Origin of the sequence: Streptomyces sp. NPDC046831 (assembly GCF_040645305.1) — a bacterium.
Lineage (GTDB): Bacteria > Actinomycetota > Actinomycetes > Streptomycetales > Streptomycetaceae > Streptomyces.
The window spans coordinates 1-25,398 of record NZ_JBEYXZ010000010.1 but is presented as its reverse complement, the minus strand read 5'-3'; the positions used below and the strand labels follow the sequence as shown (position 1 = coordinate 25,398).

Sequence of the window (25,398 nt, the reverse complement as noted above, 5' to 3'; positions counted from 1 at the left end):
AGTCCCGCCCCTCACCGCCCCGGCGACGGCACCGGCGTCACCGGGACGCCCCCCGTCACCGCGTCCAGGAGCTCCAGGCGGACCCGGCCCGGGCCCGAGAGCGTGCCGAGTTCCGACAGGACCGCCAGGGCCAGGGTGTTGGTGCCGCGGGTGCGCAGGATGCCGTTGGGCAGGACGAAGGTGTGCTGCGGGCCCACGTCGTTGATGTACTGGCCCATGTTCCAGCCGTTCAGGAAGATCTGGACGCGGTAGGAACGGTGGGGTTCGTCGTCGAGGACCAGGCCGACCGAGGCGTCGGTGTCCGCCGGCACGGCGAGGGCGAAGGTGGTCCGGTACCAGGTCACGCCCTGCCGCCGCTCCGCGCGCGGGAGGCGCACGGACTCCCAGTCGCGGTCCGGGAAGCCCGGCAGGTGCCAGCCCTCCCGCTCGCCGTACAGGCCGCCGTTGTTCAGCGGCCCGCGCACCGGGTCGGGTGCCGTCGCGCCCTGGATCCGCCAGCTCACCTTCGGCGCGGCCCCCGTGAAGGCGACCGAGGTCAGCCCGCGTGCCGCCCGCCGGGGGACCTCCGCCGGGCCGTCCTGGGCGTGCGCCATCGGCCGGACCAGCACCGACAGCACGTGCCTGCCCGGGGTGCGCAGCCGTTCGCCGACCGGGAAGGCGGCCGTGTCCGTCCAGGTGTTCCGGTCCAGGGTGCGCCCGTCGGGCACCGGCATGCGGTGCGTGCCCAGCGGGTCGCCGTCCAGCCACGCCATCAGCAGGCCCTGGGTGCCGGTGCGGTAGGACAGTGACACCGCCTCGACGCCGGAGGCGTCCGTGAACGTGCCCCGGTACCACACGTCCCCGTAGGGGAAGCCGTGGTCGTCGGCGGACGGCACCGGCTGCCCCCCGGACGGCGGTGCCGCGCCGTCCGGCGCCGTCCCGCCGGCCGCCCGCCAGGCGGAGTCGTCGAAGCCCGGCCCGGACTCGGGGTTCTCCACCCGCATCCGCCAGTCGCCGAGCGCGGGCAGGCTCACCCCGGGGGTGTCCGGCGCACCGGGCAGCGGGCCGTCGCTGAGCAGACTCGTGGACGTGCTGGGCGTGGCCGGCACCTTGCTGCCGTTCCACGTCACGCGGTCGATGCCGCGCGGCGCCCACACCTCCATCCGGCCCACGCCCAGGGTGTCGCCGGTGAGGTGGACCGTCGAGCCGCGCAGCTCGGCGGTGCGCAGCATCGCGGCCGGGCTGTAGACCAGCAGGGAGCCCGACGGCGTGTCGTACGGCCACAGGCGCAGCGAGGTCGCGTCGTCGGCGAACAGCAGCAGCAGCGGCCGGTCCTCGCCGTCGCCCTCGACCAGGACGCGGATCAGCCCCCGCTCGCCGAACGGCGCCGTCACGCGCAGCACGCCCAGGTCGTAGACGAACGCGGCCTCCGCGTCCAGCCGCGTCACCAGCGGCTCCTCGGCGCAGTCCAGGGCGAGGTGCGCCAGCTCGCCGGGCCGGCCGACGAAGACGGCGACGTCCTGCCGCCCCGCCCGGGTCCACAGCATCGGCTGCGCGGTGGAGTACCGCACCTTCCGCCGCCCCAGCGTGAGGTGGGTGACGGCCAGTTGGGCGTCCCCGGCCGGCACGGTGACCGGCAGCTCGTGCCCGGCCAGACGCATCGTCGACGCCACGTCCCGGTCGCCGTCGTTGCGCAGGACGTGGACGTGGGCGCCCGTGTCCGGATTGGTCAGGTGATGCGTCGTCAGCCCGGCCACCTCGACGTGCCCGGCCGGCTCCAGCTTGGGGAAGTCGGGGAAGGTCCGCAGCATGTGCCCGATCTGGTGCGCCGCCGCCAGCTTCCCGGTGGGCCTGCGCGCCTCGTCGACGGCGGCCCCGTGGTCGTACGACGTGTAGACGTCCGGCGCGGGCAGCCAGCCCCAGGAGGTGCCGCCGAAGGCCGGTCCGGTCTCGTGCACGGTGACGCCTTGGGCGAGGCGGGTGAGTCCGGTGCGCCGCTCGTACGCGGCGTCGTGGGTGCGCCGCGCCTCGGCGTAGCCCTTGCCCCCGAACCGGGCCCCGCCCCACGGATCGGCCGCGCCGGCCCCGCGCACGGCGAGGAGACCGGGTCCCTTTCCGGCGTCGGCGCCGGAGAAGCCGGGGATCCAGGTGCGGCCGCGGTCTGCGCCGGCGTGGAAGAGGGGGACGTCGATGCCGTCGGCGCGGAGCCGGCCGTACAGGTGTGCCAGGTAGGCGCGGCCGGCCGGCTCGTTGACGCGGACGTCGGCCCCGTCCTCCAGCCGGTAGAGCAGCACCGTGCCCCGGCCCGAGGTGAACAGGTGCCGTACGGCGACGGCGTCGACGGCGCCCAGCCACTCGTCGACGTGCGCCAGGTAGGCCGGGTCGGCGGTGCGGGCGGTGGTGCCGGGCGCGGCCCGGAGCCAGCCCGGGAGGCCGCCGCCGTCGACGTCGGCGCCGATGTACGGTCCGGGGCGCAGCACGACGTACAGGCCGGTCTCGGCCGCCGTGCGCAGGAACAGGTCCAGGTCCCGCACACCGGTGAAGTCGTACCGTCCCGGCGCGGGGGAGTGGTGGTTCCAGGCCACGGGAACGCTGACGGCGTTGTGGCCGTGCGCGCGCAGCTTCTGCAGGACGTCCCGCCACAGCGAGGGGCTGGGCAGCCGGAAGGGGTGCATCTCGCCCGACCACAGGACCAGCCGCCGGCCGTCCACGACGAGGGAGTGGCGGTCGAACTCGACCGAGTGCCGCCGGCCGTCGGCGCGGGGCGGCGCGGGCGGCGGGCCCGTGGGCACCTCGCGTGCGGCGTAGGCCGAGGACGCCCCCGGCCCGCCACTGCCGCCCAGCGCGAAGCCGAGCGCGGCGGTGCCGGCGAGGGCGCTGAAAGTACGTCTGCTGAGCGCCAAGGGTCTGCCTCCCGGGCGATCTTACGGGGAGCGGGCCCGGCCATTCTCCACGGCCGCGGACCGCCAGGACCGCCCGAATGGCCGGAGACCGACCTGGCCTGCCGCGCAGTGCGCGCGTACGATGCGACCGCTCCTGGCCTTCACGGGCCCCTCATGGTTTCTCCACAGGCCGGGGGCGCATGCGCCACCGGATTTGGCGTGCCCATGACACATAGGCGCGGCACCGAAGAGCACCCTGACCGAACCGGAACGTCCCAGCACCCCCCACCGCACGCCCTTGAACGGATGGGAGAACCATGACCGGCGGACTGCTCATGAGCGGCGCGATCGCCGCGCTCCTGACCACCGCGCTCCCCGCGCAGCACCCGTCCCCCGTCTTCGACGACCCGCCCACGGACAAGATCGTCATCGATGTGGCCACGGTGAACGGCTCCGGCTGTCCGCAGGGGACGGCCGCCGTCGCCGTCTCCCCGGACAACACGGCCTTCACCGTGACCTACAGCGACTACCTCGCCCAGGCGGGCGGCACCTCCGACCCCACGGCGTTCCGCAAGAACTGCCAGCTCAACCTGGTCGTCCACGTCCCGCAGGGCTTCAGCTACGCCATCGCCAGCGCCGACTACCGCGGCTTCGCCTCGCTCCAGCAGGGCGCGAGCGGCACCCAGAGGGCGTCGTACTACTTCCAGGGCTCCCCGAGCACCGCCATCAGGAACCACCCGCTCAGCGGCCCCTACAACGACGACTGGCAGGCCACCGACGAGACCGACTGGGCCCAGCTGGTCTGGGCGCCCTGCGGCGTCCTGCGCAACTTCAACATCAACACCGAACTGCGGGTCAGCGCGGGCACGTCCGCGCCCGGCAAGGTCAGCTTCATGACCATGGACTCGACCGACGGGGACATCAGCACCGTGTACCACCTGGCGTGGAAGGAGTGCCCGGCGTCCTGACCCGCGCACGAACGGCGGCCCGCCCGACCCGCACCGGCCGGGCCGCCCTCACCGGCGCCCGGCGCCTAGTTCGCGCCGTACGCGAGGAAGCCGGCCCAGGCGGCGGGGGAGAGGACGAGCCGCGGGCCCCGCCTGGCCTTCGAGTCGCGGACGTGAACGGCGGCGGGGCGGACGGCGATCTCGACGCAGTCGCCCTCACCGCCGCTGCTGTGGGTGGACTTGCGCGAGCTGAAAGCAACCTCGACGCAGTCCCCCTCACTTCCACTGCTGTAGCTGCTCTTGAACCAGGCCAGTTCCGGCGTGCTCATGGCGCTCCTCGCATTCGCGTCAGCAGGCTTCGGGAGTCTTCGGGGGTCAGGGCCTGCGAGCGCAGTTTTGCATACCGTTGATGGAGGACACTGATCTCTTTTCGGTCCGAGATGAGGCGGCCGTTCTTCTGCCCCTCCGAATAGGCGAACCACTGGTTCTCCGGCGTTTCCAGTAGCTGCACGGGGCCGTCCAACCCGGCATGCACGGGCTGCCGTAGCGGCATGACCTGCAGTTCAACGTTCCAGTGGCGATCGCTCATGTCCAGCAGACGATCCAGTAGTTCGTGAGTGACGTCGTCTCCACCGGTGTGCCGCTCCAGCACAGCCTGCTCCACGATGAAGCTGAAAGCGCACGGCGGCTTGCGCCGGGTCGACAGCAACTCCTGTCGTGCCAGGCGCGCGGAGATCCGCTCTTCGAGCTGCTCATCATCCGGGATCGGCGGGACACTGAGCGATACCGCCCGCGCGTATGCCTCCGACTGCAAAAGGCCCGGCATCACCCGGCACTCGTAGGTGTACAGACTGATCGCCGAAGTCTCCATGCGCGCCCACTGCCGGAACCAGGCCGCGAGCCCCGGTTGCCGGGCCAGGCACCCCGCCGCCCGACGCAGCGCTCCCATGTTGCCCAGCGCCTCCTCCGCCCGTTCCACGAACGCCGGGTCCGGCATGCGGCGGCCCAGCTCCACCGAGGCGACCGTGTGCCTGGAGTACCGCACGAGTTCGCCGAACTCCTCCCGGCTCAGCCCCGCGTGTTCCCGGAGTCCCTGCACCACCGCGCCGAAGGTCCGCAGACTGTCCGAGGACTCCGGTTCCCCACTCCCGCCCGCACCCGCTCCCGCGCCGCCCGTCCCCACCGTGCCTTCGACCACCGTCGGTCACCTCCCGCACCCATGGTCACAGAACGTAACCGGTATCGTCCAGCCGGTCACCGCGTACGGCGCGACAGCGTACGCGGCTCTGACCTGGTTGAGCGGCCTCCGTGCGCGCCAGTATCCAGCCATGACAGCACGCACCACCCCCGAACCGCCGGTTACCGTACGTACGTTCACTCAGCGACTCAGCGCGACACCGCGCGGTGCCCGGCTCGCCCGCCGGTTCGCCGTGCGTCAGCTGGAGACCTGGGGAGTCCCGCCGGCCTCCGCGCCCTCCGACGCCGTGGCGGCCGTCGTCGCGGAGCTGGCCGCCAACGCGGTGACCCACGGCCGGGTGCCGGGGCGGGACTTCGAGCTGCGGCTCTCGCTCGTCACGGGCAGCGTCCGCGTCGAGGTGACCGATCCCCGCGCCGGTGCGCTGCCGCCGGAGCCGGGTGAGGTACGGCCGGCCGGCCCCCTCGACGACACCGGCCGCGGACTGGCGGTCGTCGGCGCCCTCGCGGACCGCTGGGAGGTGCTGGCCCGCGAACACGGGGCACCCGGCAAGACCGTGCGGGCCGAGGTGGACCTGCCGGTGCCGTACTGGCGCCTCAGCGCACGCCAACGGGAAACCCCGGCGGGCTCAACGGCATCCGGTTGAGGCCGCCCGGCCCCTGGTCGCCCGGGCCGCCGAGGACGTTCCGCGACGGAACCCGGCGGGCACCGTTGGGCGATCACGCCCGCTCGCCCGTGCGGTCCGTGAGAGCCGTCTCCGATGCCTCAGTGACGAGCCCGCCGACCGGGTCGTGACGGGCGATGCGGTCAGGACAACGGGGGCAGCGCACCGCCGGAGGCGTCCGTGCTCTCCGAGGCCAGCGACTCCCTGATCGCGCGGAAGAAGGACCGCCGTTCCACGACCTGCGCACCCGGAACATCGGCCAGAGGCTCGGAGCGGTCGCCGAAAGCGGCCGGCATCGCGGGCAGCCCGAGTACTGCGAGCGCCTCGTCAGGCAGCTTGCCCACAACCAGTCCCTCCCCGGCCGCCCCCCGGCCGCACCCGGTCGATCATCGACGGGGCGCACAACCTACCGGCCGGGCGCGGGACGCACGATGCCCAGGGGACGGCCGCGAACCGGGCCGGGTACGGCCTGGCGCCACCCGGTCAGCCAGCCTGGCCCATCCCCGCCTCGCCCGGCCCGCTCAGCCCGCCTGGCCCATTCCCGCCGCGTCCGGCCAGCTCTGCGGGGCCGGCCAGCCGGTCGCCGGGGCCGGGGCCAGGCCGGGGACGCCGGGGGCGGTCATGCCCCTCACCTGGGCGGCCGTGAGACCGCCGCGGGCGGGGACGCCCGGCGGGGTGAGCCCGGTCGCCGCCCCGGCGGGCACCGGGGACGACATCGGCACCGGCGCCGGGCCGGGCACCGGAGAGGGCACCGGGACCGCCGCCGCGGCGGGCACCGGCGCCGGCATCGGGACCGGTGCCGGCATCGGGACCGGCGCCGGGGCGGGAACCTGGTGTGACGCGGCCGGGGCCAGGGGCTGCGCCGGAGCGGGAGCAGGGGCGGGAGCCGGTGTGGGGACCGGAGCGGGTACGGGCGCCGGGGTGGGGGCCGGGGCGGGGGGCTGGGGCAGGGCCGATGCCGCCGCCGACAGCGGCATCCCCGCGCCGCCCGGCCGCGCGGCGGACGCGGCGGGTATCGCGGACGCGGCCGGCACGGGAGCGGGGAGCGGCACGCCGGGGCCGGGGCCGGGGCCGGGGCCGGGGCCGGGGACGGGGACGGGGACGGGTCCAGGGGCCGGGGCGGCCGCGGGCCCCGCCCCCGCACCCGCCGCCGGGGCGGCCGGCATCCGCGTCCCCGCCCCGTTCGTCTCGTTGATCAGCCGGTCCACGGCCGCCGTACCCGAGCTGTAGGTGGTCCCGGCACCCGGCTCGGGCACGGCGGCTTCCCTCCCGGTCCCGTAGAGCACCGACTCCAGGCCGGACACCAGGCGACGCACGTCCACCTGGGGGCGCACCACGAGACGCAGGAAGCGGCTGGACGAACCGATCTTGTTGCCGCACTCGCGGACGAGGATCCGGTGCTCGGTGAGCAGCCGGTCCCGGACCACGGTGCCCTCGGCGCCCACGGGGAGGCGCACGAAGAGGAAGTTGCCCTGCGACGGATAGACCGTCAGGCCGGGCAGCGCGGAGAGGTGGCTGGCCATCTCCAGCCGGTCGCGGCGCACCTGCTGCAGGCTCTGCTGGTACGCGGCGCCGTGCTCCTTGAGCATGAACACCACGTGCTCGGCGAAGGAGTTGAGGTTCCACTTCGGCAGCATCGAGCGGACCCGGCCCGCCAGCGCCGGGTTGGCGACCAGGTAGCCGAAGCGGATGCCGTGCAGGCCGAAGTTCTTGCCGAGGCTGCGCAGGACGACGACGTTGGGGCGCAGCATGGCCTCCTGGACGACGCTGGGTTCGGCCTCCGCGTCCGCGAACTCCAGGAACGACTCGTCGATCACGACGAGGTCCCGATCGGCCATCGCGTCCATGAACTGCACCACCTGCTGCCGGTGCAGGAAACCCCCGTCGGGGTTGTTGGGGTTGCAGATCACGGCGACCCGGGAGCCGCGGGACCGGATGAACTCCGCGTACTGCGCGAGGTCGAGGGCGAAGCCGCCGGCCTCCTGCAGCGGGAACATGTCGACCCGCTTGCCGGTCTCCATCGGCTGGTCGGTCCAGCGGCCGAAGGTGGGGACGGGCACGGCGAGGGACTCGCGGACCAGCAGGTGGTCGATCCAGGTGATCAGCTCGGTCGACCCGTTGCCCATGGCGACGCACTGCGGCGGCAGCTGGAGCAGGCTGCACAGCTCGGCGGTGATGGTGTCCGCGCCGCTCGGGTAGTAGGTGATGATCTCGCGCAGCCGGGCCGCCATCTCGTCGAACATGTCCGGCGTCGGGAAGTACGGGTTGCAGGGGATGCAGAAGTCCACCGGCCCGGCCCCGTCGCCGCCCTCCCGCGTCAGCGCCGCCATCGAGGGGCTGTGCGCCGCCGTGCCGCGGAACAGCGAGGTGACGTTGCCGGCCATGGAACCTCCGTGTGAGGCGGGTCCGGCGGGGACGTCCGGACCCGTCGTCTGTGGGGTGGCCCGCGCGGGGCGGCGCGGACCACCCATGCATACGAAGGGGACCACCGGGCCGTTCAACTCACGCGCACGGCCCGGTACGCCGGGTCCGGTCAGGCACCGAAGGAGTGGACCGTCGTCGTGCGGTAGACCTGCCCGGGGCGCAGCACGGTCGACGGGAAGGACGGCTGGTTCGGCGAGTCCGGGAAGTGCTGCGTCTCCAGGCACAGCCCGTCGCCCTGCCGGTAGGTGCGGCCGGAGGGGCCGACCAGCGTGCCGTCGAGGAAGTTGCCCGAGTAGAACTGCACGCCCGGCTGGTCCGTGGCGATGCTCAGCGTGCGGCCCGACTCCGGGTCGCGCAGGGTGGCGGCGTGCTCGGGCCCGGCGGTCACGCCCTTGTCGAGGACGAAGTTGTGGTCGAAGCCCTTGGCGGTGATCAGCTGGGGGTGCCCGGCGCGGATGTCCCGTCCGATGGGCTTGGCACGACGGAAGTCGAACGGGGTGCCCGCCACCCGCGCCAGTTCGCCGGTGGGGATGAGACCGGAGCCGGTGGGGGTGTAGCGGGAGGCGCGCAGCGTCAGTTCGTGGTCGTGGATGCTGCCGCTGCCCTCGCCCGCGAGGTTGTAGTAGGTGTGGTTGGTCAGGTTGACGACCGTCGGCCTGTCGGTGGTGGCCCGGTAGTCGATGCGCCAGTCGCCGTGCCGGGTCAGCGTGAAGGTCACCTTCGTGCGCAGGGTGCCCGGGTAGCCCATCTCGCCGTCGGCGCTCGTGTAGTACAGGTGCAGGCCGACGTCGGTGCCCCGGGTGAACGGCTCGACGTCGAAGACGCGGGTGCTGAAGCCCCTGGCGCCGCCGTGCAGGCTGTTCTCGCCGTCGTTGACGGAGAGCTGGTGGGTGGTGCCGTCCAGGGTGAAGCGGCCCTTCGCGATGCGGTTGCCGTAGCGGCCGATGGTCGCGCCGAAGAAGGTGGTGCCGGCGACGTACGCGTCGAGGTCGTCGTAGCCGAGGGAGACGTTGGCGTACCGCCCGTGCCGGTCCGGGATCTCCAGGGACTGCACGATGCCGCCGTAGGACAGCACCTTCATCCGGGTGCCGCCGTTGGCCATCGACCAGCGGTACACCCTGGTGCCGTCGGCGAGCGTGCCGAAGAGCTCCTTCACCGGCTTCCCCCTGCCTGCCGGGGCGGCGTGCGCCGTCCCCGCCGTCGCGGCCGTGACACCCGCGGCCGCCGCGCCCGCGATGACCGTTCGTCTGCTCATTTCCACTGCGGCTCCCCTGAGAGGAAGGGCCCCGCACCGTCCGTGCGGGGCCCGAGCTGACCTACGAACCGACCTTGCGCTTGTTCCACACGTCGAACCCGACCGCCGCCAGCAGCACCAGGCCCTTGATGACCTGCTGCCAGTCGGTGCCGATGCCGACGAGGTTCATGCCGTTGTTCAGCACGCCCAGGACCAGACCGCCGATGATCGCGCCGAGGACGGTGCCGACGCCGCCGCTCATCGACGCGCCGCCGATGAACGAGGCCGCGATCGCCTCCAGCTCGAAGTTCAGGCCGGCCTTGGGCGAGGCCGCGTTGAAGCGGGCGGCGAACACCAGGCCCGCCAGGGCCGCGAGCATGCCCATGTTCAGGAAGACCAGGAAGGTGACCTTCTTGTCCTTCACGCCCGACAGCTTGGCCGCGGGCAGGTTGCCGCCGATGGCGTAGATGTGGCGGCCGATGACGGCGTTGCGCATCACGTAGCCGAAGCCGACGAGCAGCACGCCGAGGATCAGCAGGACGATCGGGGCGCCCTTGTAGCTGGCCAGCAGCAGCGTGACCACCAGCACGGCGGCGGCCAGCGCGACCAGCTTCAGCGCGAACAGGCGGGCGGGCGGCACGTCCAGGGCGAACTCCTGCTGCCGCTTGCGGTCGCGGAGCTCCTGGAACACCACGAACGCGATCAGCGCCAGCCCCAGCAGCAGGGTGAGGTTGTGGTAGTTGGTCTTCGGGCCCACCTCCGGCAGGAAGCCGTTGGCGACCTTCTGCAGGCCGTCCGGGAAGGGGCCGAGCGTCTGGCCCTTGAGGAAGATCTCCGTCAGCCCGCGGAAGATGAGCATGCCCGCCAGGGTCACGATGAACGACGGTATGCCGCCGTAGGCGATGAAGAAGCCCTGGACGGCGCCGGCCACCGCGCCCACGGCCAGGCACAGCACCACGGCGAGCGGCCACGGCAGGTCGTTCCTGACCATGAACACCGCGGCCATCGATCCGACGAACGCCGTCAGCGAGCCCACCGACAGGTCGATGTGGCCCGCGATGATGACGAGCATCATGCCGATCGCGAGGATCAGGATGTAGCTGTTCTGCAGCACCAGGTTGGAGACGTTGCGCGGCAGCAGCAGGTCGCCCTCGGTCCACACGGCGAACAGGACGACGATCAGGCCGAGGGCGATCAGCATGCCGTACTGGCGCATGTTGCGGCGCATGCCGTCCAGCACCAGTTCCAGCAGACCGCCGCCGGTGCCCGCGCCGCCCCTGCCGGGCGGCGCGGCCGCCGGGGTCTTGTCGGTGACTTCCGTGCTCATCGCGATACCTCTTTGTCCTTCGTCATCTGCCGCATCAGTGCCTCCTGCGAGGCCTCCGCCCGCGAGAACTCACCGGTCAGCCGCCCCGCGGCCATCGTGTAGATGCGGTCGCACATGCCGAGCAGCTCGGGCAGCTCGGAGGAGATGAAGACGACCGCCTTGCCCTGGGCGGCCAGCTGGTCGATGACCGTGTAGATCTCGTACTTGGCGCCCACGTCGATGCCGCGCGTGGGCTCGTCGAGGATTAGCACGTCGGGACCGGCGAAGACCCACTTGCTGAGGACGACCTTCTGCTGGTTGCCGCCGGACAGCTTGCCCACCGGCTCGAACACGGTCGGCGCCTTGATGTTCATGGACGTGCGGAAGCCCTCGGCGACCCGCCGCTCCGCGTGCTCGTCCACCACACCGCGCCGGGCGACCTTGTCCAGCGCGGTCAGCGAGATGTTGCGGTTGATGGTGTCGATGAGGTTCAGGCCGTAGTGCTTGCGGTCCTCGGTGACGTAGGCGATGCCGTGCCGGACCGCCTCCGGGACGGTCCTGGTGCGGATCTCCCGGCCGTCCTTGAGCACCGTGCCGCCCGCGTAGCGGCCGTAGGCGCGCCCGAAGACGTTCATGGCCAGCTCGGTGCGGCCGGCGCCCATGAGGCCCGCGATGCCGACGATCTCGCCGCGCCGCACCTGCAGCGACACGTCGTCGACCACCTTGCGCTGCTGGTCGATCGGGTGGTGCACGGTCCAGTTGCGGATCTCCAGGGCCGGGGCCGCGCCCTCCTCGGGCCGGTGCGGTGTCCGCGCCGGGAAACGGTGCTCCAGGTCGCGGCCGACCATGCCGCTGATGATCCGGTCCTCGGTGGTCTCCGGGGCCTTCACGTCGAGCGTCTCGATGGTGCGTCCGTCGCGGAGGATCGTCACCGAGTCGGCGACCCTGCGGATCTCGTTGAGCTTGTGGGAGATGACGATCGAGGTGATGCCCTGGTCCTTCAACTGCAGGATCAGGTCCAGCAGTTTGCCGCTGTCCTCGTCGTTGAGCGCCGCGGTCGGCTCGTCGAGGATGAGCAGCTTGACCTCCTTCGACAGCGCCTTGGCGATCTCCACCAGCTGCTGCTTGCCCACGCCGATGTCGGCGACACGGGTCTCCGGGTGCTCGTCGAGCCCGACCCGGCGCAGCAGCTCGCCGGCGTGCCTGAGCGTGTCGTTCCAGTTGATGAGCCCGCGCCTGGCGTGCTCGTTGCCGAGGAAGATGTTCTCCGCGACGGAGAGGTAGGGCACCAGGGCCAGCTCCTGGTGGATGATCACGATGCCGCGCTGCTCGCTCGCCCGGATGTCCCTGAAGCGGCAGACCTCCGACTCGAAGAGGATGTCGCCCTCGTAGGTGCCGTGCGGGTGGACGCCGGAGAGGACCTTCATGAGGGTCGACTTGCCGGCGCCGTTCTCCCCGCAGATGGCGTGGACCTCGCCCCGCCGGACGGTCAGGGTGACGTCCGACAGCGCCTTGACACCGGGAAAGGTCTTGACGATCGAGCGCATTTCCAGGACGGGTCCCGCCATGGTCGTGCCTTCCAATCAGTGGGTGCCGGCGGTTACTTGAGGTCGCTTTCCTTGAGGTAGCCGGAGTCGACGACGGCCTCCTGGTAGTTGGCCTTGTCGACGGCGACCGGCGTGAGCAGGTAGGCGGGCACGACCTTCGCGCCGTTGTCGTAGGTCTTGGTGTCGTTGACCTCGGGCTTCTTGCCGTCCAGCACGGCGTCCACCATGTTCGAGGCCACCTTGGCGAGTTCGCGGGTGTCCTTGTAGACGGTCATCGACTGCTCGCCGGCGATGATCGACTTCACTGAGGCGACCTCGGCGTCCTGGCCGGTGACGACCGGCAGCGGCTTGGCCTTGGAGCCGTAGTCGTCCGACTTCAGCGCCGAGAGGATGCCGATGGAGATGCCGTCGTACGGCGAGAGGACCGCGTCGACCCGGGTGGACTTGTAGGACGAGGTCAGGATGTCGTCCATGCGCTTCTGGGCGGTGCCGCCGTCCCAGCGCAGGGTGGTGACCTGGTTGAGCCGGGTTTGGCCCGAGCGGACGACGAGCTGCTTGCCGTCGATGTAGGGCTGCAGGACCTTCATCGCGCCCTGGAAGAAGTAGCGGGTGTTGTTGTCGTCGTTGGAGCCGGCGAACAGCTCGATGTTGAACGGGCCCTTCTTGCCGGCCTTCAGACCGAGCTTGTCGACGATGTAGGTGCCCTGCAGCTCGCCGACCTTCTCGTTGTCGAAGGAGGCGTAGTAGTCGACGTCCGGGGTGCCGAGGATCAGGCGGTCGTAGGAGATCACCGGGATGCCGGCGTCCTTGGCCTGCTGCAGCACGTTGTTCATGGACTTGTTGTCGATGGCGGCGATGATCAGCGCCTTGACGCCCTGCGTGATCAGGTTCTCGACCTGCGAGACCTGCTGGTCCGGGTCGTCCTCGCCGTAGACCAGCTTGGTCTTGTAGCCCTTGGACTCCAGGTTCTTCTTGACGTTGTTGCCGTCGGCGATCCAGCGCTCGGAGGACTTCGTCGGCATCGCGATGCCGATGGTCGCGCCCTTGGCGCCCTTGCCGTCCCCCTTGCTGCCGCCCTCGCTGTTCTGGCCGCAGGCGGTCAGGGTGAGGGCGAGGGAGGCGGCTGAGGCCAGGGCGGCGAGGGCGGCTCTGCGGTTACGCATGATCATCATCCTTGACGTGTGGGTGCAGGGCTCGGTCGGGAGTTCTTCAGGTGCGCAGTCGCTGGGGCGTGGTGCCGGGCGTGGGGCCGAGAGGAGGTGTGTGGGATTGTGCGCGGCTGTGTGGGCTTCTGTGAAGCCGAGTTTCCGGAACGTTATGACGGGACGGCGAACCGCCTCAGCCCGCCGGGCAGCCGGGACCCGAGCGGCGCCATGCCGCCGTCCGCGCCGTGGCGTGCGAGCAGGTCCAGGGCGAGCCGGCCGCGCCGGACCCGCTCCCTGGCCGTGGCCAGGGTCGCCTCCCGCAGGTGGTGCCCGTACGGGTAGAGGCCGGGGGCCTTCGACAGGCCGAACTTCAGGTAGAGCGGTGCGCCGCGCCGGATCAGCTCGGCGACCTCGTACATCCGTACGTAACCGCCGAGATCGTCGGGGGCCTCGATGTACATGTCCATGGGGGCGGCCGAAACCCGCCGTATTTCGGTGAGGTGATCGAGCGTCAGGTCGCTGGGCACGTTGACGGAGTCGGCGCCCAGGTGTTCGTAGACGGCGAACGACGCCGGGTTCACCGGACCGATCAGCGCGGAGACCTTCAGGGTCGTGTCGGCGGGGATGAGGCCCGTCCCGCGCGCCCGGTGCAGCGTCCACAGCACGCCCTCGTCGGCGACGAGCAGGCACTTGACGCCCAGCTCCGTCGCCCGGACGGCGTCCTCGACGCAGCCGGCGACCGCGTCGTGGCCCCGGGCCCTCAGCCCCGCGCCGCGTGAGTCCGAGCGCACCGAGCCGCCGATGTCCCAGGTGCCGCGCGGGCCGGTGAACAGGCACAGTTCGACGGCGCGTTCACGGGTGGCATCGACCATCTCGGAGATCTCGGCGTCGGTCAGCATCCACACGCCGCTGCCCTGGCTGATCCGGTGGATCGGCACGTCGAGCCGTGCGGCCTCCTCCAGAACCGCCGCCAGCGCCTCGGGGCCCTCGCACGAGGGGATCTCGGTGCGCCAGCGGCCGCCGCCCGGGAAGGTGTGGGGCGAGGCGTCGGCGGGGTCGAGGGCGGGAGCGCCCAGGCCCAGTGCGGCGAGCGCCCGCTCACCGGGCCTGCGGGCTGCCGTGGCGGAAGCGTGGGTCACAAGCTGTCCTTAGTGTTCGATATTCCGGACAAGGTTCGCGGCTCGGGGTGTACGTCGGTGCGGGACCGCGCGCGGGGCGCGGGTGCCGCACCGGCCGCCGTGGGGACGGCCCGTTCGCCGGGGGCTTTGGGCAGATGCCGCCGCGCCGGCGACCCCCGCCCTTCGTGCTCCCCGCGCCGGCCGCTCTCGCGCCGCGGGCGCCCCGGCCCCTCGGCGCCGGCGCACCCGGCCGGAGCACGGGCGACGGAACGGTCGGCGGGCGGTGCCGCACCGGGCCTGGGCCCGGGGCTTCAGGGGCGGAGCAGCACCTTGCCGACCGCGGGGTCGCCCGCCCCGGCCAGGGCGATGGCCCGGGAAAACTCGGCGAGCGGCAGTTCGTGGGTGACCAGTGGCAGCGGATCGAGCAGTCCGGCCGCGAACACCCGCACCGTGTACGCCCAGGCGGCCGGTGGCGCACCGAAGACGGTGCGCACCTCCAGCTGACGCACCACCAGGTCGGTGGGGTCGAGCCCGTCCGCGCCCGGCGCCGGGATGCCCGTGAGCACCAGACGCCCGCCGCGCCGGAGCAGGGAGGCGGCGGTGCGTGCGGCGGACGCGGACCCGGCGGCCTCGATCACGACGTCGAGGTCGCCGGGCAGGGGCCGGTCCGTGGTGCGGAAGTCGGTGGCGCCGAACCGCCGGGACAGCGCCTCCCGGTCGTCGCTGGTGCCGACGACCAGCAAGGCGGCCGGGGAGACGGCCCGGAGGAACTGCACCGCGAACATGCCGAGCGTGCCGGTGCCGACGACCGCGACCCGCTCGCCCGGCCGCACGTCCGCCTTCAGCGCGGCGGCGGCGACGCAGGCGGCCGGCTCCAGCAGGGCGGCGGCCGTCAGGCCGGCGTCGTCCGGCAGGACGTGCAGCAGCCGGGCCGGCAGGGTGAGCGTGCCGGCCATCGCACCGGGCTGGGTGAACCCGGTCTCCTCGTATCCGGCGCCGCACAGGGTCGTCTCCCCCGCACGGCAGCGGTCGCAGACCTGGCAGTTGCGGAAGCCCTCCCCGACGACCTTCCGGCCGGCCAGGGCGGCGGGCACCCCGGCACCGACCGCCCGGACCGTCCCCGACCACTCGTGGCCCGGGACGAGGGGGTAACGGACGTACCCCTCCGGCCGGTTGCCCTGGTAGACCTCCCGGTCGCTGCCGCAGATCCCCACCGCGTGCACGGCGACCAGCGCCTCGCCGGGGCCGGGCTCGCGCGGCTCGTGCGGGACCAGGAGGTGCGCGCCCGGCGCCTCGATCAGGACGGCCCGGCTCACCGGGTGCCCTTCGGCCTGCGCTGCTCCCAGCCCTCGGCCCACAGGTCGAACCGCGCCTGCTGCTGCGGGAACTCGGCGGCCGCGTCGGTGTCCAGCTCCACGCCCAGGCCCGGCGCGTCGGAGAGGTGGAAGTAGCCGTCGACGACCTGCGGGGCGCCCTTGACCACCTTCTTGATCTCCGCGTCGGCGAAGTCGTTGAAGTGCTCCAGGATCTTGAAGTTGGGGGAGGTGAAGCCGACCTGGAGGCTGGCGGCCGTCAGCACCGAGCCGCCGACGTTGTGCGGGGCGACGAGCATGTAGTGGGTCTCGGCGGTCGCGGCCAGCTTCCGGGTCTCCCAGATGCCGCCGAGGTGGCCGACGTCGGGCTGGAGGATGTCCGCGGCCTGGTTCTCGAACAGCTCGCGGAACTCGATCCGGTCGTGGATGCGCTCACCGGTGGCGACCGGCAGGTCCACCTTCTCGGCCACCTTCTTCAGGGCCTTGAGGTTCTCCGGCGGGACCGGCTCCTCCAGCCAGGCCGGCTGGTACGGGGCCAGCTCCCTGGCCAGCCGGACGGCCGTGGCGGGGGAGAAGCGGCCGTGCATCTCCAGCATCAGCTCGGTGTCCGGGCCGATGGCGTCCCGGACGGCCTCGATGAGGGAGACGGAGTACAGGGTCTGCTCGTGGTCGAGCTCGAAGTGGCCGGTGCCGAAGGGGTCGATCTTCAGCGCCCGGTAACCCCGTGCGACGACCTTCTGCGCGGCCTTGTGATAGGCCTCCGGGCTCCGCTCGGTGGTGTACCAGCCGTTGGCGTACGCCTTGACCCGGTCGGTGACCTTGCCGCCCAGGAGCTGCCACACCGGCACGCCGAGGACCTTGCCCTTGATGTCCCAGCAGGCCATCTCGACCACCGCGATGCCGGACATGACGATCTCGCCCGCGCGGCCGTAGTCGCCGTACTTCATCCGGCGGACCAGGTCCTCCACCGCGAACGGGTCCGACCCGGCGATGTGGTTGGCCTCGGCCTCCCGCAGGTAGCCGATCAGCGCGTCGGTGCGGCCCAGCATCCGGGTCTCGCCGACTCCCGTGATCCCCTCGTCGGTGTGCACCTGTACGTACGTCAGGTTGCGCCACGGCGTCCCGACCACGTGTGTGCTGATTCCGGTGATGCGCACGGCAGTTGCCCCTCAGCCTGTTCGATATTTCGTCACATGTTCGAAATGCTGGCGTGACAGTAGGGACGGGCCGCCGCGGGTGTCAATGGGTCGGACGCGTAACGGTTTCGGCCGACCTTTCGAGAGCTTTTTCGACTCCCCACAGAACCTTCACAGGGTCCCCTAGGAACGCTGCCCGGCCGGAACTTAGTCTTCCCGCGTCATGGACTACTGCCACCCGTGCCGACGGCACCTCAACGGCGCCCTCGCCTGCCCGGGGTGCGGCGCACCGGCCGAAGCGCCGCCCCCGTACGCACAGGAGGCGGATCCGCGCCGGGGAGCCGGGGCGGGCGTCCCGGCGCAGCCGTCCGCCGGCCACCAGGCCCACGGGGCGTACGAGCCGCACGGCGTGTACGAGCACGGGGCGTACGGCGGTCACCAGGGTGAGTACGGGAGCCACGCGGGCATCGGGGCGCAGGGCGAGTACGCCGGGCACGCGGGTGCCGTGCCGCAGGGGGAGTACGCCGGGCACGCGGGTGCCGTGCCGCAGGGGGAGTACGCCGGGCACGCGGGTGCCGTGCCGCAGGGGGAGTACGCCGGGCACGCGGGCATCGGGTCGCACCGGGAGTACGCCGGCCACGCGAGTGCCCGGCCTGGAGCGGAGTACGGCGGCGGTCTCGGCGGGGCCGACGCGTACGCGGGGTACGCCGGCCAGGACAGCGCCGGCGGCCACGAGGGCCACGCCGGCCCGACCGGTACCGGCGGCCACGGTCATGCCGCACCCGCCACGCCTGCCGCCCCCACCGCGCCTGCCGGTCCCGGCGATCACGAAGGTCACCTCGGCCACCCGGGCGCCGGAAGCCACGAGGGCCGCGCCCGCCGGGACCGGGCCGGGGACCCCGACGGTCACGGCCCCGCCGGCGGCGGTGCGGCGGACGGTGGGGACGACGATCCCGGCGACGGCGGTCCGGGAAGCGGCTCCGACGACGGCGGCCCGGACGGCGAACCGGACGGGCCGCGGAGGCGGTCCGCGCGGCGCGGGTCGCCGTCGCGCGGGCGCGGCGGGGTCGAGGAGGACGCCGACGGCGTGGAGGGCGCGGCCGGGAGCCGTCGCGACCGCAAGGCCGCGGCCCACCGCCGGCGCAGGCGCCGGGTCCTGCTGATCAGTGCCGGCTTCGTGCTCGCCGCGGGCGGGCTGAGCCTCGCCGAGCTGGGGATGGACGCGCCGGTCTTCTCCAGCCCGACGCCGGCCGTGGCCGAGGACGACTCGGCGGACGGCGGCTCGGCCCCCTCCGGGAAGGACGAGGAGTCGCGGGCCCCCGGTGCCGCGCCCGGCAAGGGTGGCAGCACGGGCACGGCCTCGCCGGACGCGTCGTCCTCCCCGTCGGCCTCGGCCTCCGCGCGGGACGAGAAGGACGACGAGGAGGCGCAGGAGAGCGGGGCGCCGCAGTCCCCGCAGGCGCCGAGCACCGGACCGGACACCGGTGGCGCCCCGGTCACCTCGGACCCGGAGCCACCGCCGCAGCCCCAGCCGACGAGCGCTCCGCCGCCCCCGCCGACGTCCGAGCCGACTCCGGAGCCGACCCCCACGGAGCACTGCGACCGCTTCCTGTGGTGGTGCAGCTAGGGACTTCGTCCGGACCGGCCCGGGTCCGCGACGCCCGGCACGGCTCCCCATGCTCGGCACGGCTCCCCACGCTCGGCCGAACTCGCGGGAGGGGCGCCACGGCTGCGGGGCCGGAACCCCCTGGCCGGGGCGCCGTCCGCGGCCCGGCGGCCGCACCCCGCGGCGCGCCACGCGCCGGCCGGGTCAGGCGTCCAGCATCCGCCGCAGCAGACCGCGCAGGGCCCGCCGTTCCTCGTCGGACAGCCCGGCCAGCGGCTCGCGGGCGAAGCGGAGGCCCTCGCGCAGCTCCCGGGCCACCCGCCGGCCCTCCTCGGTGGCCGCGGCCACCTTCACCCGGCGGTCCGCGGGATCCGGCCGCCGCTCCACCAGCCCCCGGGCCTCCAGCCGGTCCACGATGCCCGTGACGTTCGACGGTTCGCACTTCAGGCGCTGCGCCAGCCTCCGCATCGGCAGCGGCTCCAGGGACAGCAGGCTGAGCAGGCGCGCCTGTGCTCCGGTGAGCGCGTGCGCCGCTGCGGCCTCCTCGTAGTCCTCGTGGAACCGGGCCACGACGTCCCCGATGAGTTCGACGACCTCGAGGGTCAGCGCGTCGGGGCGACGGGTCTTCTGCGGAGCGGCCATGCTCCCCAGCCTACCGGTTTATTTGACAACCTGAAATATTCAGGGGCATCGTTGTTTCAGGTACTGAAGTAACCGCCGTCCCCCGGAGGAAAGGCGCACAGCATGTCCGACAGCCCCACTCTTCCCGCCGTCAACCGCGCATGGCACCTGCTCAGCCGCCCGGTCGGCTGGCCGAAGCCCGAGGACTTCGCCCTCGTCGAGTCGGAGCTTCCGCAGCCGGGTGACGGCCAGGTCCTCGTCCGCAACGAGTACCTCTCGGTGGACCCCTATATGCGCGGCAGGATGAGCGCCGCCAAGTCCTACGTGGCGCCGTACGAGCTGGACAAGCCGATGCAGGGCGGCGCGGTCGGCGAGGTGGTCGCCTCCAACGCCGAGAACATCGCCGTCGGCGACCACGTCCTGCACTACGGCGGCTGGCGCGAGTACGCCGCCGTCGACGCCCGGCAGGCCGTCAAGGTCGACCCCGAGGCCGCGCCCCTGTCGGCGTACCTCGGCGTGCTCGGCATGACAGGCCTCACCGCCTACGCGGGCCTGCTGCGGACCGCCTCCTTCAAGGAGGGCGACATCGTCTTCGTGTCCGGCGCGGCCGGCGCCGTGGGCAGCCAGGTCGGCCAGATCGCCCGGCTCAAGGGCGCCTCGCGGGTGATCGGCTCCGCCGGCTCCGACGAGAAGGTCGAGCTGCTCGTCGACGAGTACGGCTTCGACGCCGCCTTCAACTACAAGAACGGCCCGGTGAGCGAGCAGCTGCGCGCCGCGGCCCCTGACGGCGTCGACGTGTACTTCGACAACGTCGGCGGCGACCACCTGGAGGCGGCCATCGGCTCCCTGAACCAGGGGGGCCGCATCGCGATCTGCGGCATGATCTCGGTCTACAACGCCACCGAGCCCGCCCCCGGCCCCCGGAACCTGGCCCGGCTGATCCAGACCCGCGGCCGGATCGAGGGCTTGCTCGTGGGCGACCACTACGACCTGCAGCCGCAGTTCGTCCAGGAGGTCGGCCCCTGGGTGCGCTCCGGGGAGCTGAAGTACCGCGAGACGGTCGTCGAGGGCGTGGAGAACACGCTGGAGGCGTTCCTCGGCGTCCTGCGCGGCGACAACACCGGAAAGATGATCGTCAAGCTCTGACCGCGGCGCCCGGCCGGTCCGCGGAGGCGGCCGCACCTTCCCGGTGCCCCGCCCCCCTCGGTGACGGTGTCCCGGTGCGGGAGCGCCGCGAGCGCCGCGCGGTGGGCCAATCGTGGCGGACCCCGTGACGTGGCCCGACGTCGCTCGTTGCGTACGGCGGGGGTCGCACCCTTGGACGTGGGGTGCGGCCCCCGCCTCCCTGCTGCCGGGAGTTCTCCGGCGGCGGGGGGTGAGGGCAGCCGGGCCCGGGGCGGCCCGGCCGCCGGCCGCGCGGCGCAGCCGTACCGGACGCGGCGGCCCGAGCCGGCCCGAGTCGGGCGGAAGGCCCTGGGTACAGTTCCCCCATGCGCGATCTCGGGGCGGGTTTCAGGTATCTCCTCAAGGGGCAGCGGTGGATGGCCCGGCACGGCAGGCACTACGGGTTCGGCCTGCTGCCCGGTCTGATCACCCTCGTCCTCTACGCGGCGGCGCTCACCGCGCTCGGCCTGTGGGGCGAGGGCGCCGTCACCTGGGCCACCCCGTTCGCCGACGACTGGGCCAGCCCGTGGTCCGGCCTCTTCCGTGCTTTCCTCACCGCCGTCCTGTTCGCCCTCGGCCTGCTCCTGGCCGTCCTCACCTTCACCGCGGTCACCCTGCTGGTCGGCCAGCCCTTCTACGAGAGCCTCTCCGAGCGGGTCGACCGTGACGTGTCCGCCGACGGCACCGCGCCGGAGTCGGGGCTGCCGTTCTGGCGGGAGCTGTGGATCTCGGCCCGCGACAGCCTCCGCATCCTGATCCGGGCCGCGCTGTGGGGCGTCCTGCTCTTCGCCCTCGGGTTCCTCCCGGTCATCGGCCAGACGGTCGTCCCGGTGGTCGGCCTCTTCGTGACCGGCTTCTTCCTCACCGAGGAACTCGCCGCCGTGGCCCTCCAGCGGCGCGGGGTCGAACTGCGCGAGCGGCTCACTCTCCTGCGCTCCCGCAAGGCGCTGGTGTGGGGCTTCGGCACACCGCTCGGCCTGGCGTTCCTGGTGCCGTTCGTGGCGGTCTTCCTGATGCCCGGCGCGGTGGCGGGAGCCACTCTGCTGGCCCGCGACCTGCTCGGCGAGGAGCCCGGCGAGGGCACCGCCGTGGACCTCCACAAGGAGCGGGCCGACCGGTGACGCCCGGCGCCGGACACCGCTGACGCCCTCCGGCTCGCGCTTCGGCCTGACCGGCTCGCGCTTCGGTCCGGGACCCGCTCACGCTTCGGTCCGGGACCACCTCACGCCTCGCCGACGGGCCGGCCGGTGACGCCCGGCTCCTGCCACCGGCCGCCCGCCGTCCAGCTCGCGCGCCGGGGCCGTCCGGCGGGAGACGGCCCGGGTGTGGACGGGGACGGACCCGCGCCGCGGATGTGAAGGGTTCGTACGAGGTCGGCCCGATCCGCCCGATCACCCCGCGCCGCGGCACCACGGCGATTAACGTCTGATCCGGGACGTGAATCCCACGGAAGCCCCGGCCCGGGTCCTGACGCCCGGACCGGGGCTCGTGGTGTCACGGACCGGCGGACCGGCCGGGACGGGACCGCTCAGCGCACCGAGAAGCCGTAGACCGTCTCCGAGCGGAACACCTCGCCGGGACACAGCTCGGTGCTCGGGAAGTCCGGCCGGTTCGGGGAGTCCGGGAAGTGCTGGGTCTCCAGCGCGATGCCCGCGCCGGGCGCGAAGGGCGCGCCGAGCTGGTCGGCGGTGTAGACCTGGATGCCGGGCTCGGTCGTCGCCACCGTCAGCACGCGGCCCGAGACCGGGTCGTACAGCTCGGCAGCCTCCACCGGCGTGTCCGTCACGCCCGCGTCGAGCACGAAGTTGTGGTCGTAGCCGGAGCCGACCTTGCGCGGCTGCCGGAAGTCGAAGCGGGTGCCCGCCACGCCCGCCGGCGAGCCGGCGGGGATCAGGTCGTCGCCGACCGGTGTCCACCTCGAGGCGGCCAGGCGCAGCTCGTGCCCGCCGACGTCGCCCGAGCCCGCGCCGCCCAGGTTCCAGTAGCCGTGGTGGGTCAGGTTGACGACGGTCGGCGCGTCCGTGACCGCCTGGTAGGCGAAGCGCAGCGCGCCGGTCTCGTCCAGCGTGCAGGTCACCGTGACCCGCAGCCGGCCGGGGAAGCCCCCCTCGCCGTGCGGACTGACCCGGCTCAGACGCAGCCCGTGCTCGACCGGCGTCACGTCCCACACCCGCTTGTCGAAGCCGCGTTCGCCGCCGTGCAGCGAGTGGGGCCCGTCGTTCCGCGCCAGCGCGTACGTGCGGCCGTCCAGCGGGAAGCGGCCGCCGGCGATCCGGTTGGCGTACCGGCCGACCAGGGCGCCGAGGTAGGGCCCGGGGTGCTCCAGGTAGCCGTCGAGACCGGGGAAGCCCAGCACCACGTCCGCCGGGCGCCCGTCCCGGTCCGGCACCTCGACGGACTGCACGATCCCGCCGTACGACAGCACCCGCACCCGTACCCCGCCCCGCTCCAGCGTCCAGCGGTGGACCGGGGTGCCGTCGGAAAGTGTGCCGAACAGTTCAGTCATGGGGGAACCCTAGGTCACCGCGTCACGGCGTCACGGCGTCACGGAGTCCTCCCCGTGACCGTGCGGTAGGCGATCTCCGCCAGCCGCGCCTGGCCGTTCCTGCTCGGGTGGAACCAGTCCCAGTGGCTGAGCTGCTCGGTGCCGAAGCGGTACTCGTACACGGCGTTGTTGTCGAAGCGGCACCGGCGGTCCTTCACGCAGACCTCCTTCAGCACCCCGTTGTACGCCTCCACCCGGGTCTGCACCGTCCGGCGCCGCGCGGTCGCCGCGGCGTCGAGCGCCTCCGCGTCGCCCAGCATCGACGGGCAGATACCCAGCCGCCACACCTGCCTGCCCAGCGGGTTCGTCCGGCCCTCGGACCACAGCCGCATCAGGTTCGGCACGCTGGAGACGTACACCTGCGTCCTCGGCAGCGCCCTGCGCAGCCTCGTCATCGCCTCCTGGAACTGCGCGCGGAAGTCCGCCACCGGCGTCATCGCGGCGGCGGAGGTGCGGCAGGCGTCGTTGGCGCCCACCATCACCGTCACCAGCTGCGGCCGCTTCGCCACGGCCCGGGTCACCTGGGCGGTCAGGTCGGCCATCCGGGCGCCGGTCACCGCGTAGTTCCAGCTGCGCCGGGCCGCCCCGTCGGCCCCCAGCAGCCGCAGGGCCAGGCTGTCCACCCCGGTGTCGCTGCCCGTCGCCCACGACGCCTCGGGACAGTCGGACAGCACCGCGCAGGCGTCGAACCCGCGCGTGATGGAGTCGCCGACCGCGGCGATCGACTCCGGACTGCGGTCCCACACCGGAGACGGGCTGGGGGAGGGCCGCGACGTGCCGGTGCCGGGCTCCCGGGAACCGGGGCCGCCGTGGCCGAAGGCGTCACAGCCCGCGGTCGCCAGGACGGACGCCGCCACGACCGCCACGGCGGTCCGCGTCCGCCGGCTTCCCTTGTGCATCGCTCCCGATCCCCTCGGTCGTCGTGAGGTGCTCTCCCTCCATGACAACGCGCGGAGGTTCCCGGCCCGGCCCGGAGGGGCGCCGCGCGCCCGCACAAGCGTCCCCCTGGGTGAATGGGGGGCGTTTCTCGGCACCGGGACCGACGGTACGTCACACTCCTTGCGCCGTCTCACGGTAGCCTCGCCATCACGTGGTCCAGCGCCACAGCCGTCCGCCAGCCCGCACCATGTCCCGCTCTGCCCGGAGGTCCCGGTGACGACACGTGGAGTTCTGTACGTGCACTCCGCGCCGCGCGCGCTGTGCCCGCACGTCGAGTGGGCCATCGCCGGGGTGCTCGGCACACGCGTCAACCTCGACTGGATCCGGCAGCCCGCCGCGCCCGGCACCTGGCGCGCGGAGTTCTCCTGGCAGGGCCAGGCCGGCACCGCCTCCAAGCTTGCCTCCGCGCTGCGCGGCTGGCACCTGCTGCGCTTCGAGGTGACCGCCGAGCCCTGCCCCACCGCCGAGGGCGAGCGCTACAGCTGCACCCCCGACCTCGGCATCTTCCACGCCGTCACCGGCATCCACGGCGACATCCTGATCCCCGAGGACCGGCTGCGCGCGGCCCTGGTCCGCTCCCAGCGCGGCGAGACGGACCTGGAGGCCGAGCTCTCCAAGCTGCTCGGCAAGCCCTGGGACGACGAGCTCGAACCCTTCCGCTACGCGGGCGAGGGCGCCCCGGTGCGCTGGCTGCACCAGGTCGTCTGAACCCTCCCGCCGCCCACCCGCCCGCGGCACGAGCCGCCCGGGCAGCGGGGCGAGCCCCGGCCTCCGCCTCGCACCGGGCATGACCGGCCCACTCCGCCCCCGCCGGACGAGAGGCCCTCGCCCCCGCGGCACCCGGCACGTGAGCTGCCCGCCGACGGCGGACGACCCCCGGCCTCCGCTGACGCCGGACGAGCCGCACCCACGTCCGCGCGGACGGAACGTGGGCGTCCCGCCCGCGGGCTGGTGGGATCATCCCCACCCGCTCGCGCGAGCAGTGCCTGACTGATCCGTCCGCTGGCACCGGACGGGATGGACCCGCGTCCGCAGCGCACGGTGAGCCGGGGCGCTCCCTCCGCTCGCACCCGGCCCGGGCCACCCGTCCGTGCGGGCGCCCCCTCCGCTCGCGCCGGACGAACGGCCCCCGCGCCCCCCGGCACGCGAGACCTCCGCCTGCTGGCGCCAGGCGAGACATGGGCGCTTCGCGCGGGCGGACGGGACGTGAGCGTCCCGCTCGCCGCCGGCGAGACCTCCCCATCCGCTCGCGGCGGACAAGCCCCGGGTCTGCCCGCTCGCGGCGGACGAGAGCGCGGTCGGCCGCTCGCGGCGGGCGAGACCCGCGCTGTCCGCTCGCAGCGGACGAGAGCGCGGTCGGCCGCGGGCGCCAGGCGAGACCCGCGCTGTTCGCTCGCGGCGGGTGGAGCCTGCCGTCTTCGTCTCCGGTGGGCGGGGAGCCGTGGCCGCCCCGTGGCCGGGCGAGCACACCAGGCCGGCCACCGGAGCACCCGGAGGGCCCCGCAGACGCGGAGAGGGCCCCCACCAGCCGGTGGGGGCCCCGCCACGGCACCCGCGGGGTCGTACGCGATGTCGACGGCGCCGCCGTCGGGCAGCAGCAGACCGGCGAGCCGGCCCGCCGCGTCCCACCGGT

At 73.3% G+C, this 25,398-nt stretch carries 21 protein-coding genes; 6 read left to right on the top strand and 15 right to left on the bottom strand.

The window, feature by feature from the left end:
- Positions 1 to 11: 11 nt before the first annotated feature.
- A complete protein-coding gene (locus ABZ920_RS11670) occupies positions 12 to 2,882 on the bottom strand; it encodes a beta-galactosidase (protein ID WP_361501960.1) in 2,871 nt (956 codons plus the stop codon).
- A gap of 296 nt (positions 2,883 to 3,178) precedes the next feature.
- Here ABZ920_RS11670 and ABZ920_RS11665 point away from each other — a divergent pair, with 296 nt between their 5' ends.
- A complete protein-coding gene (locus ABZ920_RS11665) occupies positions 3,179 to 3,829 on the top strand; it encodes a DUF4360 domain-containing protein (protein WP_361501957.1) in 651 nt (216 codons plus the stop codon).
- Between the two features lie 65 nt (positions 3,830 to 3,894).
- Here ABZ920_RS11665 and ABZ920_RS11660 read toward each other — a convergent pair whose 3' ends face one another.
- Both ABZ920_RS11660 and ABZ920_RS11655 read right to left on the bottom strand, forming a co-directional pair.
- On the bottom strand, positions 3,895 to 4,137 hold the full coding sequence (locus ABZ920_RS11660; protein WP_361501955.1) for a DUF397 domain-containing protein: 243 nt from the start codon (positions 4,135 to 4,137) through the stop codon (positions 3,895 to 3,897).
- The gene (locus ABZ920_RS11655; protein ID WP_361501952.1) at positions 4,134 to 5,006 is read right to left on the bottom strand and encodes a helix-turn-helix transcriptional regulator; all 873 of its coding nucleotides are present in this window, start codon (positions 5,004 to 5,006) and stop codon (positions 4,134 to 4,136) included. The genes ABZ920_RS11660 and ABZ920_RS11655 overlap by 4 nt, the downstream gene beginning before the upstream one ends.
- Before the next feature lie 130 nt (positions 5,007 to 5,136).
- Between ABZ920_RS11655 and ABZ920_RS11650 the strand changes: the two genes are divergently transcribed.
- Entirely contained in the window at positions 5,137 to 5,649 is a 513-nt protein-coding gene (locus ABZ920_RS11650) for an ATP-binding protein (RefSeq protein WP_361501949.1), read from the top strand.
- A 161-nt stretch (positions 5,650 to 5,810) separates the two neighbouring features.
- Here the strand turns inward: ABZ920_RS11650 and ABZ920_RS11645 are convergent, their stop codons facing one another.
- The 9 genes from ABZ920_RS11645 to ABZ920_RS11605 form a co-directional block, all read right to left on the bottom strand.
- The gene (locus ABZ920_RS11645) at positions 5,811 to 6,011 is read right to left on the bottom strand and encodes a hypothetical protein (protein WP_361501946.1); all 201 of its coding nucleotides are present in this window, start codon (positions 6,009 to 6,011) and stop codon (positions 5,811 to 5,813) included.
- Between the two features lie 177 nt (positions 6,012 to 6,188).
- A complete protein-coding gene (locus ABZ920_RS11640) occupies positions 6,189 to 8,051 on the bottom strand; it encodes a histidinol-phosphate transaminase (RefSeq protein WP_361501943.1) in 1,863 nt (620 codons plus the stop codon).
- 149 nt (positions 8,052 to 8,200) lie between these two features.
- A complete protein-coding gene (locus ABZ920_RS11635; RefSeq protein ID WP_361501941.1) occupies positions 8,201 to 9,352 on the bottom strand; it encodes an aldose epimerase family protein in 1,152 nt (383 codons plus the stop codon).
- Positions 9,353 to 9,407: 55 nt separating this feature from the next.
- Entirely contained in the window at positions 9,408 to 10,652 is a 1,245-nt protein-coding gene (mmsB, locus tag ABZ920_RS11630) for a multiple monosaccharide ABC transporter permease (RefSeq protein ID WP_361501938.1), read from the bottom strand.
- Positions 10,649 to 12,199 (bottom strand): multiple monosaccharide ABC transporter ATP-binding protein, encoded by a 1,551-nt coding sequence (mmsA, locus tag ABZ920_RS11625; protein WP_361501935.1) that lies wholly within the window; start codon positions 12,197 to 12,199, stop codon positions 10,649 to 10,651. The genes mmsB and mmsA overlap by 4 nt, the downstream gene beginning before the upstream one ends.
- A 32-nt stretch (positions 12,200 to 12,231) precedes the next feature.
- Positions 12,232 to 13,341 (bottom strand): multiple monosaccharide ABC transporter substrate-binding protein, encoded by a 1,110-nt coding sequence (gene chvE / locus ABZ920_RS11620; RefSeq protein ID WP_361501932.1) that lies wholly within the window; start codon positions 13,339 to 13,341, stop codon positions 12,232 to 12,234.
- 152 nt (positions 13,342 to 13,493) lie between these two features.
- Positions 13,494 to 14,462 carry a hypothetical protein gene (locus tag ABZ920_RS11615; RefSeq protein ID WP_361501929.1) on the bottom strand — a complete coding sequence of 323 codons (969 nt, stop codon included), beginning with the start codon at positions 14,460 to 14,462 and terminating at the stop codon, positions 13,494 to 13,496.
- A 290-nt stretch (positions 14,463 to 14,752) separates the two neighbouring features.
- Entirely contained in the window at positions 14,753 to 15,757 is a 1,005-nt protein-coding gene (locus ABZ920_RS11610; protein WP_361501926.1) for an alcohol dehydrogenase catalytic domain-containing protein, read from the bottom strand.
- Entirely contained in the window at positions 15,754 to 16,911 is a 1,158-nt protein-coding gene (locus ABZ920_RS11605; RefSeq protein ID WP_361501923.1) for a mandelate racemase/muconate lactonizing enzyme family protein, read from the bottom strand. The genes ABZ920_RS11610 and ABZ920_RS11605 overlap by 4 nt, the downstream gene beginning before the upstream one ends.
- Before the next feature lie 202 nt (positions 16,912 to 17,113).
- On the opposite strand from ABZ920_RS11605, the gene ABZ920_RS11600 reads away from it, so the two are divergent.
- Entirely contained in the window at positions 17,114 to 18,517 is a 1,404-nt protein-coding gene (locus tag ABZ920_RS11600; protein ID WP_361501920.1) for a hypothetical protein, read from the top strand.
- A gap of 183 nt (positions 18,518 to 18,700) precedes the next feature.
- Here ABZ920_RS11600 and ABZ920_RS11595 read toward each other — a convergent pair whose 3' ends face one another.
- On the bottom strand, positions 18,701 to 19,138 hold the full coding sequence (locus ABZ920_RS11595; RefSeq protein WP_361501917.1) for a MarR family transcriptional regulator: 438 nt from the start codon (positions 19,136 to 19,138) through the stop codon (positions 18,701 to 18,703).
- A gap of 102 nt (positions 19,139 to 19,240) precedes the next feature.
- Here ABZ920_RS11595 and ABZ920_RS11590 point away from each other — a divergent pair, with 102 nt between their 5' ends.
- Both ABZ920_RS11590 and ABZ920_RS11585 read left to right on the top strand, forming a co-directional pair.
- Positions 19,241 to 20,263, top strand: coding sequence for an NADP-dependent oxidoreductase (locus ABZ920_RS11590; RefSeq protein WP_361501914.1), 1,023 nt, complete (start codon positions 19,241 to 19,243; stop codon positions 20,261 to 20,263).
- A gap of 344 nt (positions 20,264 to 20,607) precedes the next feature.
- Entirely contained in the window at positions 20,608 to 21,402 is a 795-nt protein-coding gene (locus tag ABZ920_RS11585; RefSeq protein ID WP_361501912.1) for an EI24 domain-containing protein, read from the top strand.
- 407 nt (positions 21,403 to 21,809) lie between these two features.
- On the opposite strand, the gene ABZ920_RS11580 is transcribed toward ABZ920_RS11585, so the two are convergent.
- Complete coding sequence (locus ABZ920_RS11580; protein WP_361501909.1) at positions 21,810 to 22,787, bottom strand: aldose epimerase family protein; 978 nt, start codon at positions 22,785 to 22,787, stop codon at positions 21,810 to 21,812.
- A gap of 38 nt (positions 22,788 to 22,825) precedes the next feature.
- Positions 22,826 to 23,725: an SGNH/GDSL hydrolase family protein gene (locus ABZ920_RS11575; RefSeq protein ID WP_361501906.1), complete on the bottom strand. Its 900-nt coding sequence runs from the start codon at positions 23,723 to 23,725 to the stop codon at positions 22,826 to 22,828.
- A 253-nt stretch (positions 23,726 to 23,978) separates the two neighbouring features.
- On the opposite strand from ABZ920_RS11575, the gene ABZ920_RS11570 reads away from it, so the two are divergent.
- Positions 23,979 to 24,473, top strand: coding sequence for a DUF3145 domain-containing protein (locus tag ABZ920_RS11570; RefSeq protein ID WP_361501903.1), 495 nt, complete (start codon positions 23,979 to 23,981; stop codon positions 24,471 to 24,473).
- The last annotated feature ends 925 nt before the right edge of the window (positions 24,474 to 25,398 follow it).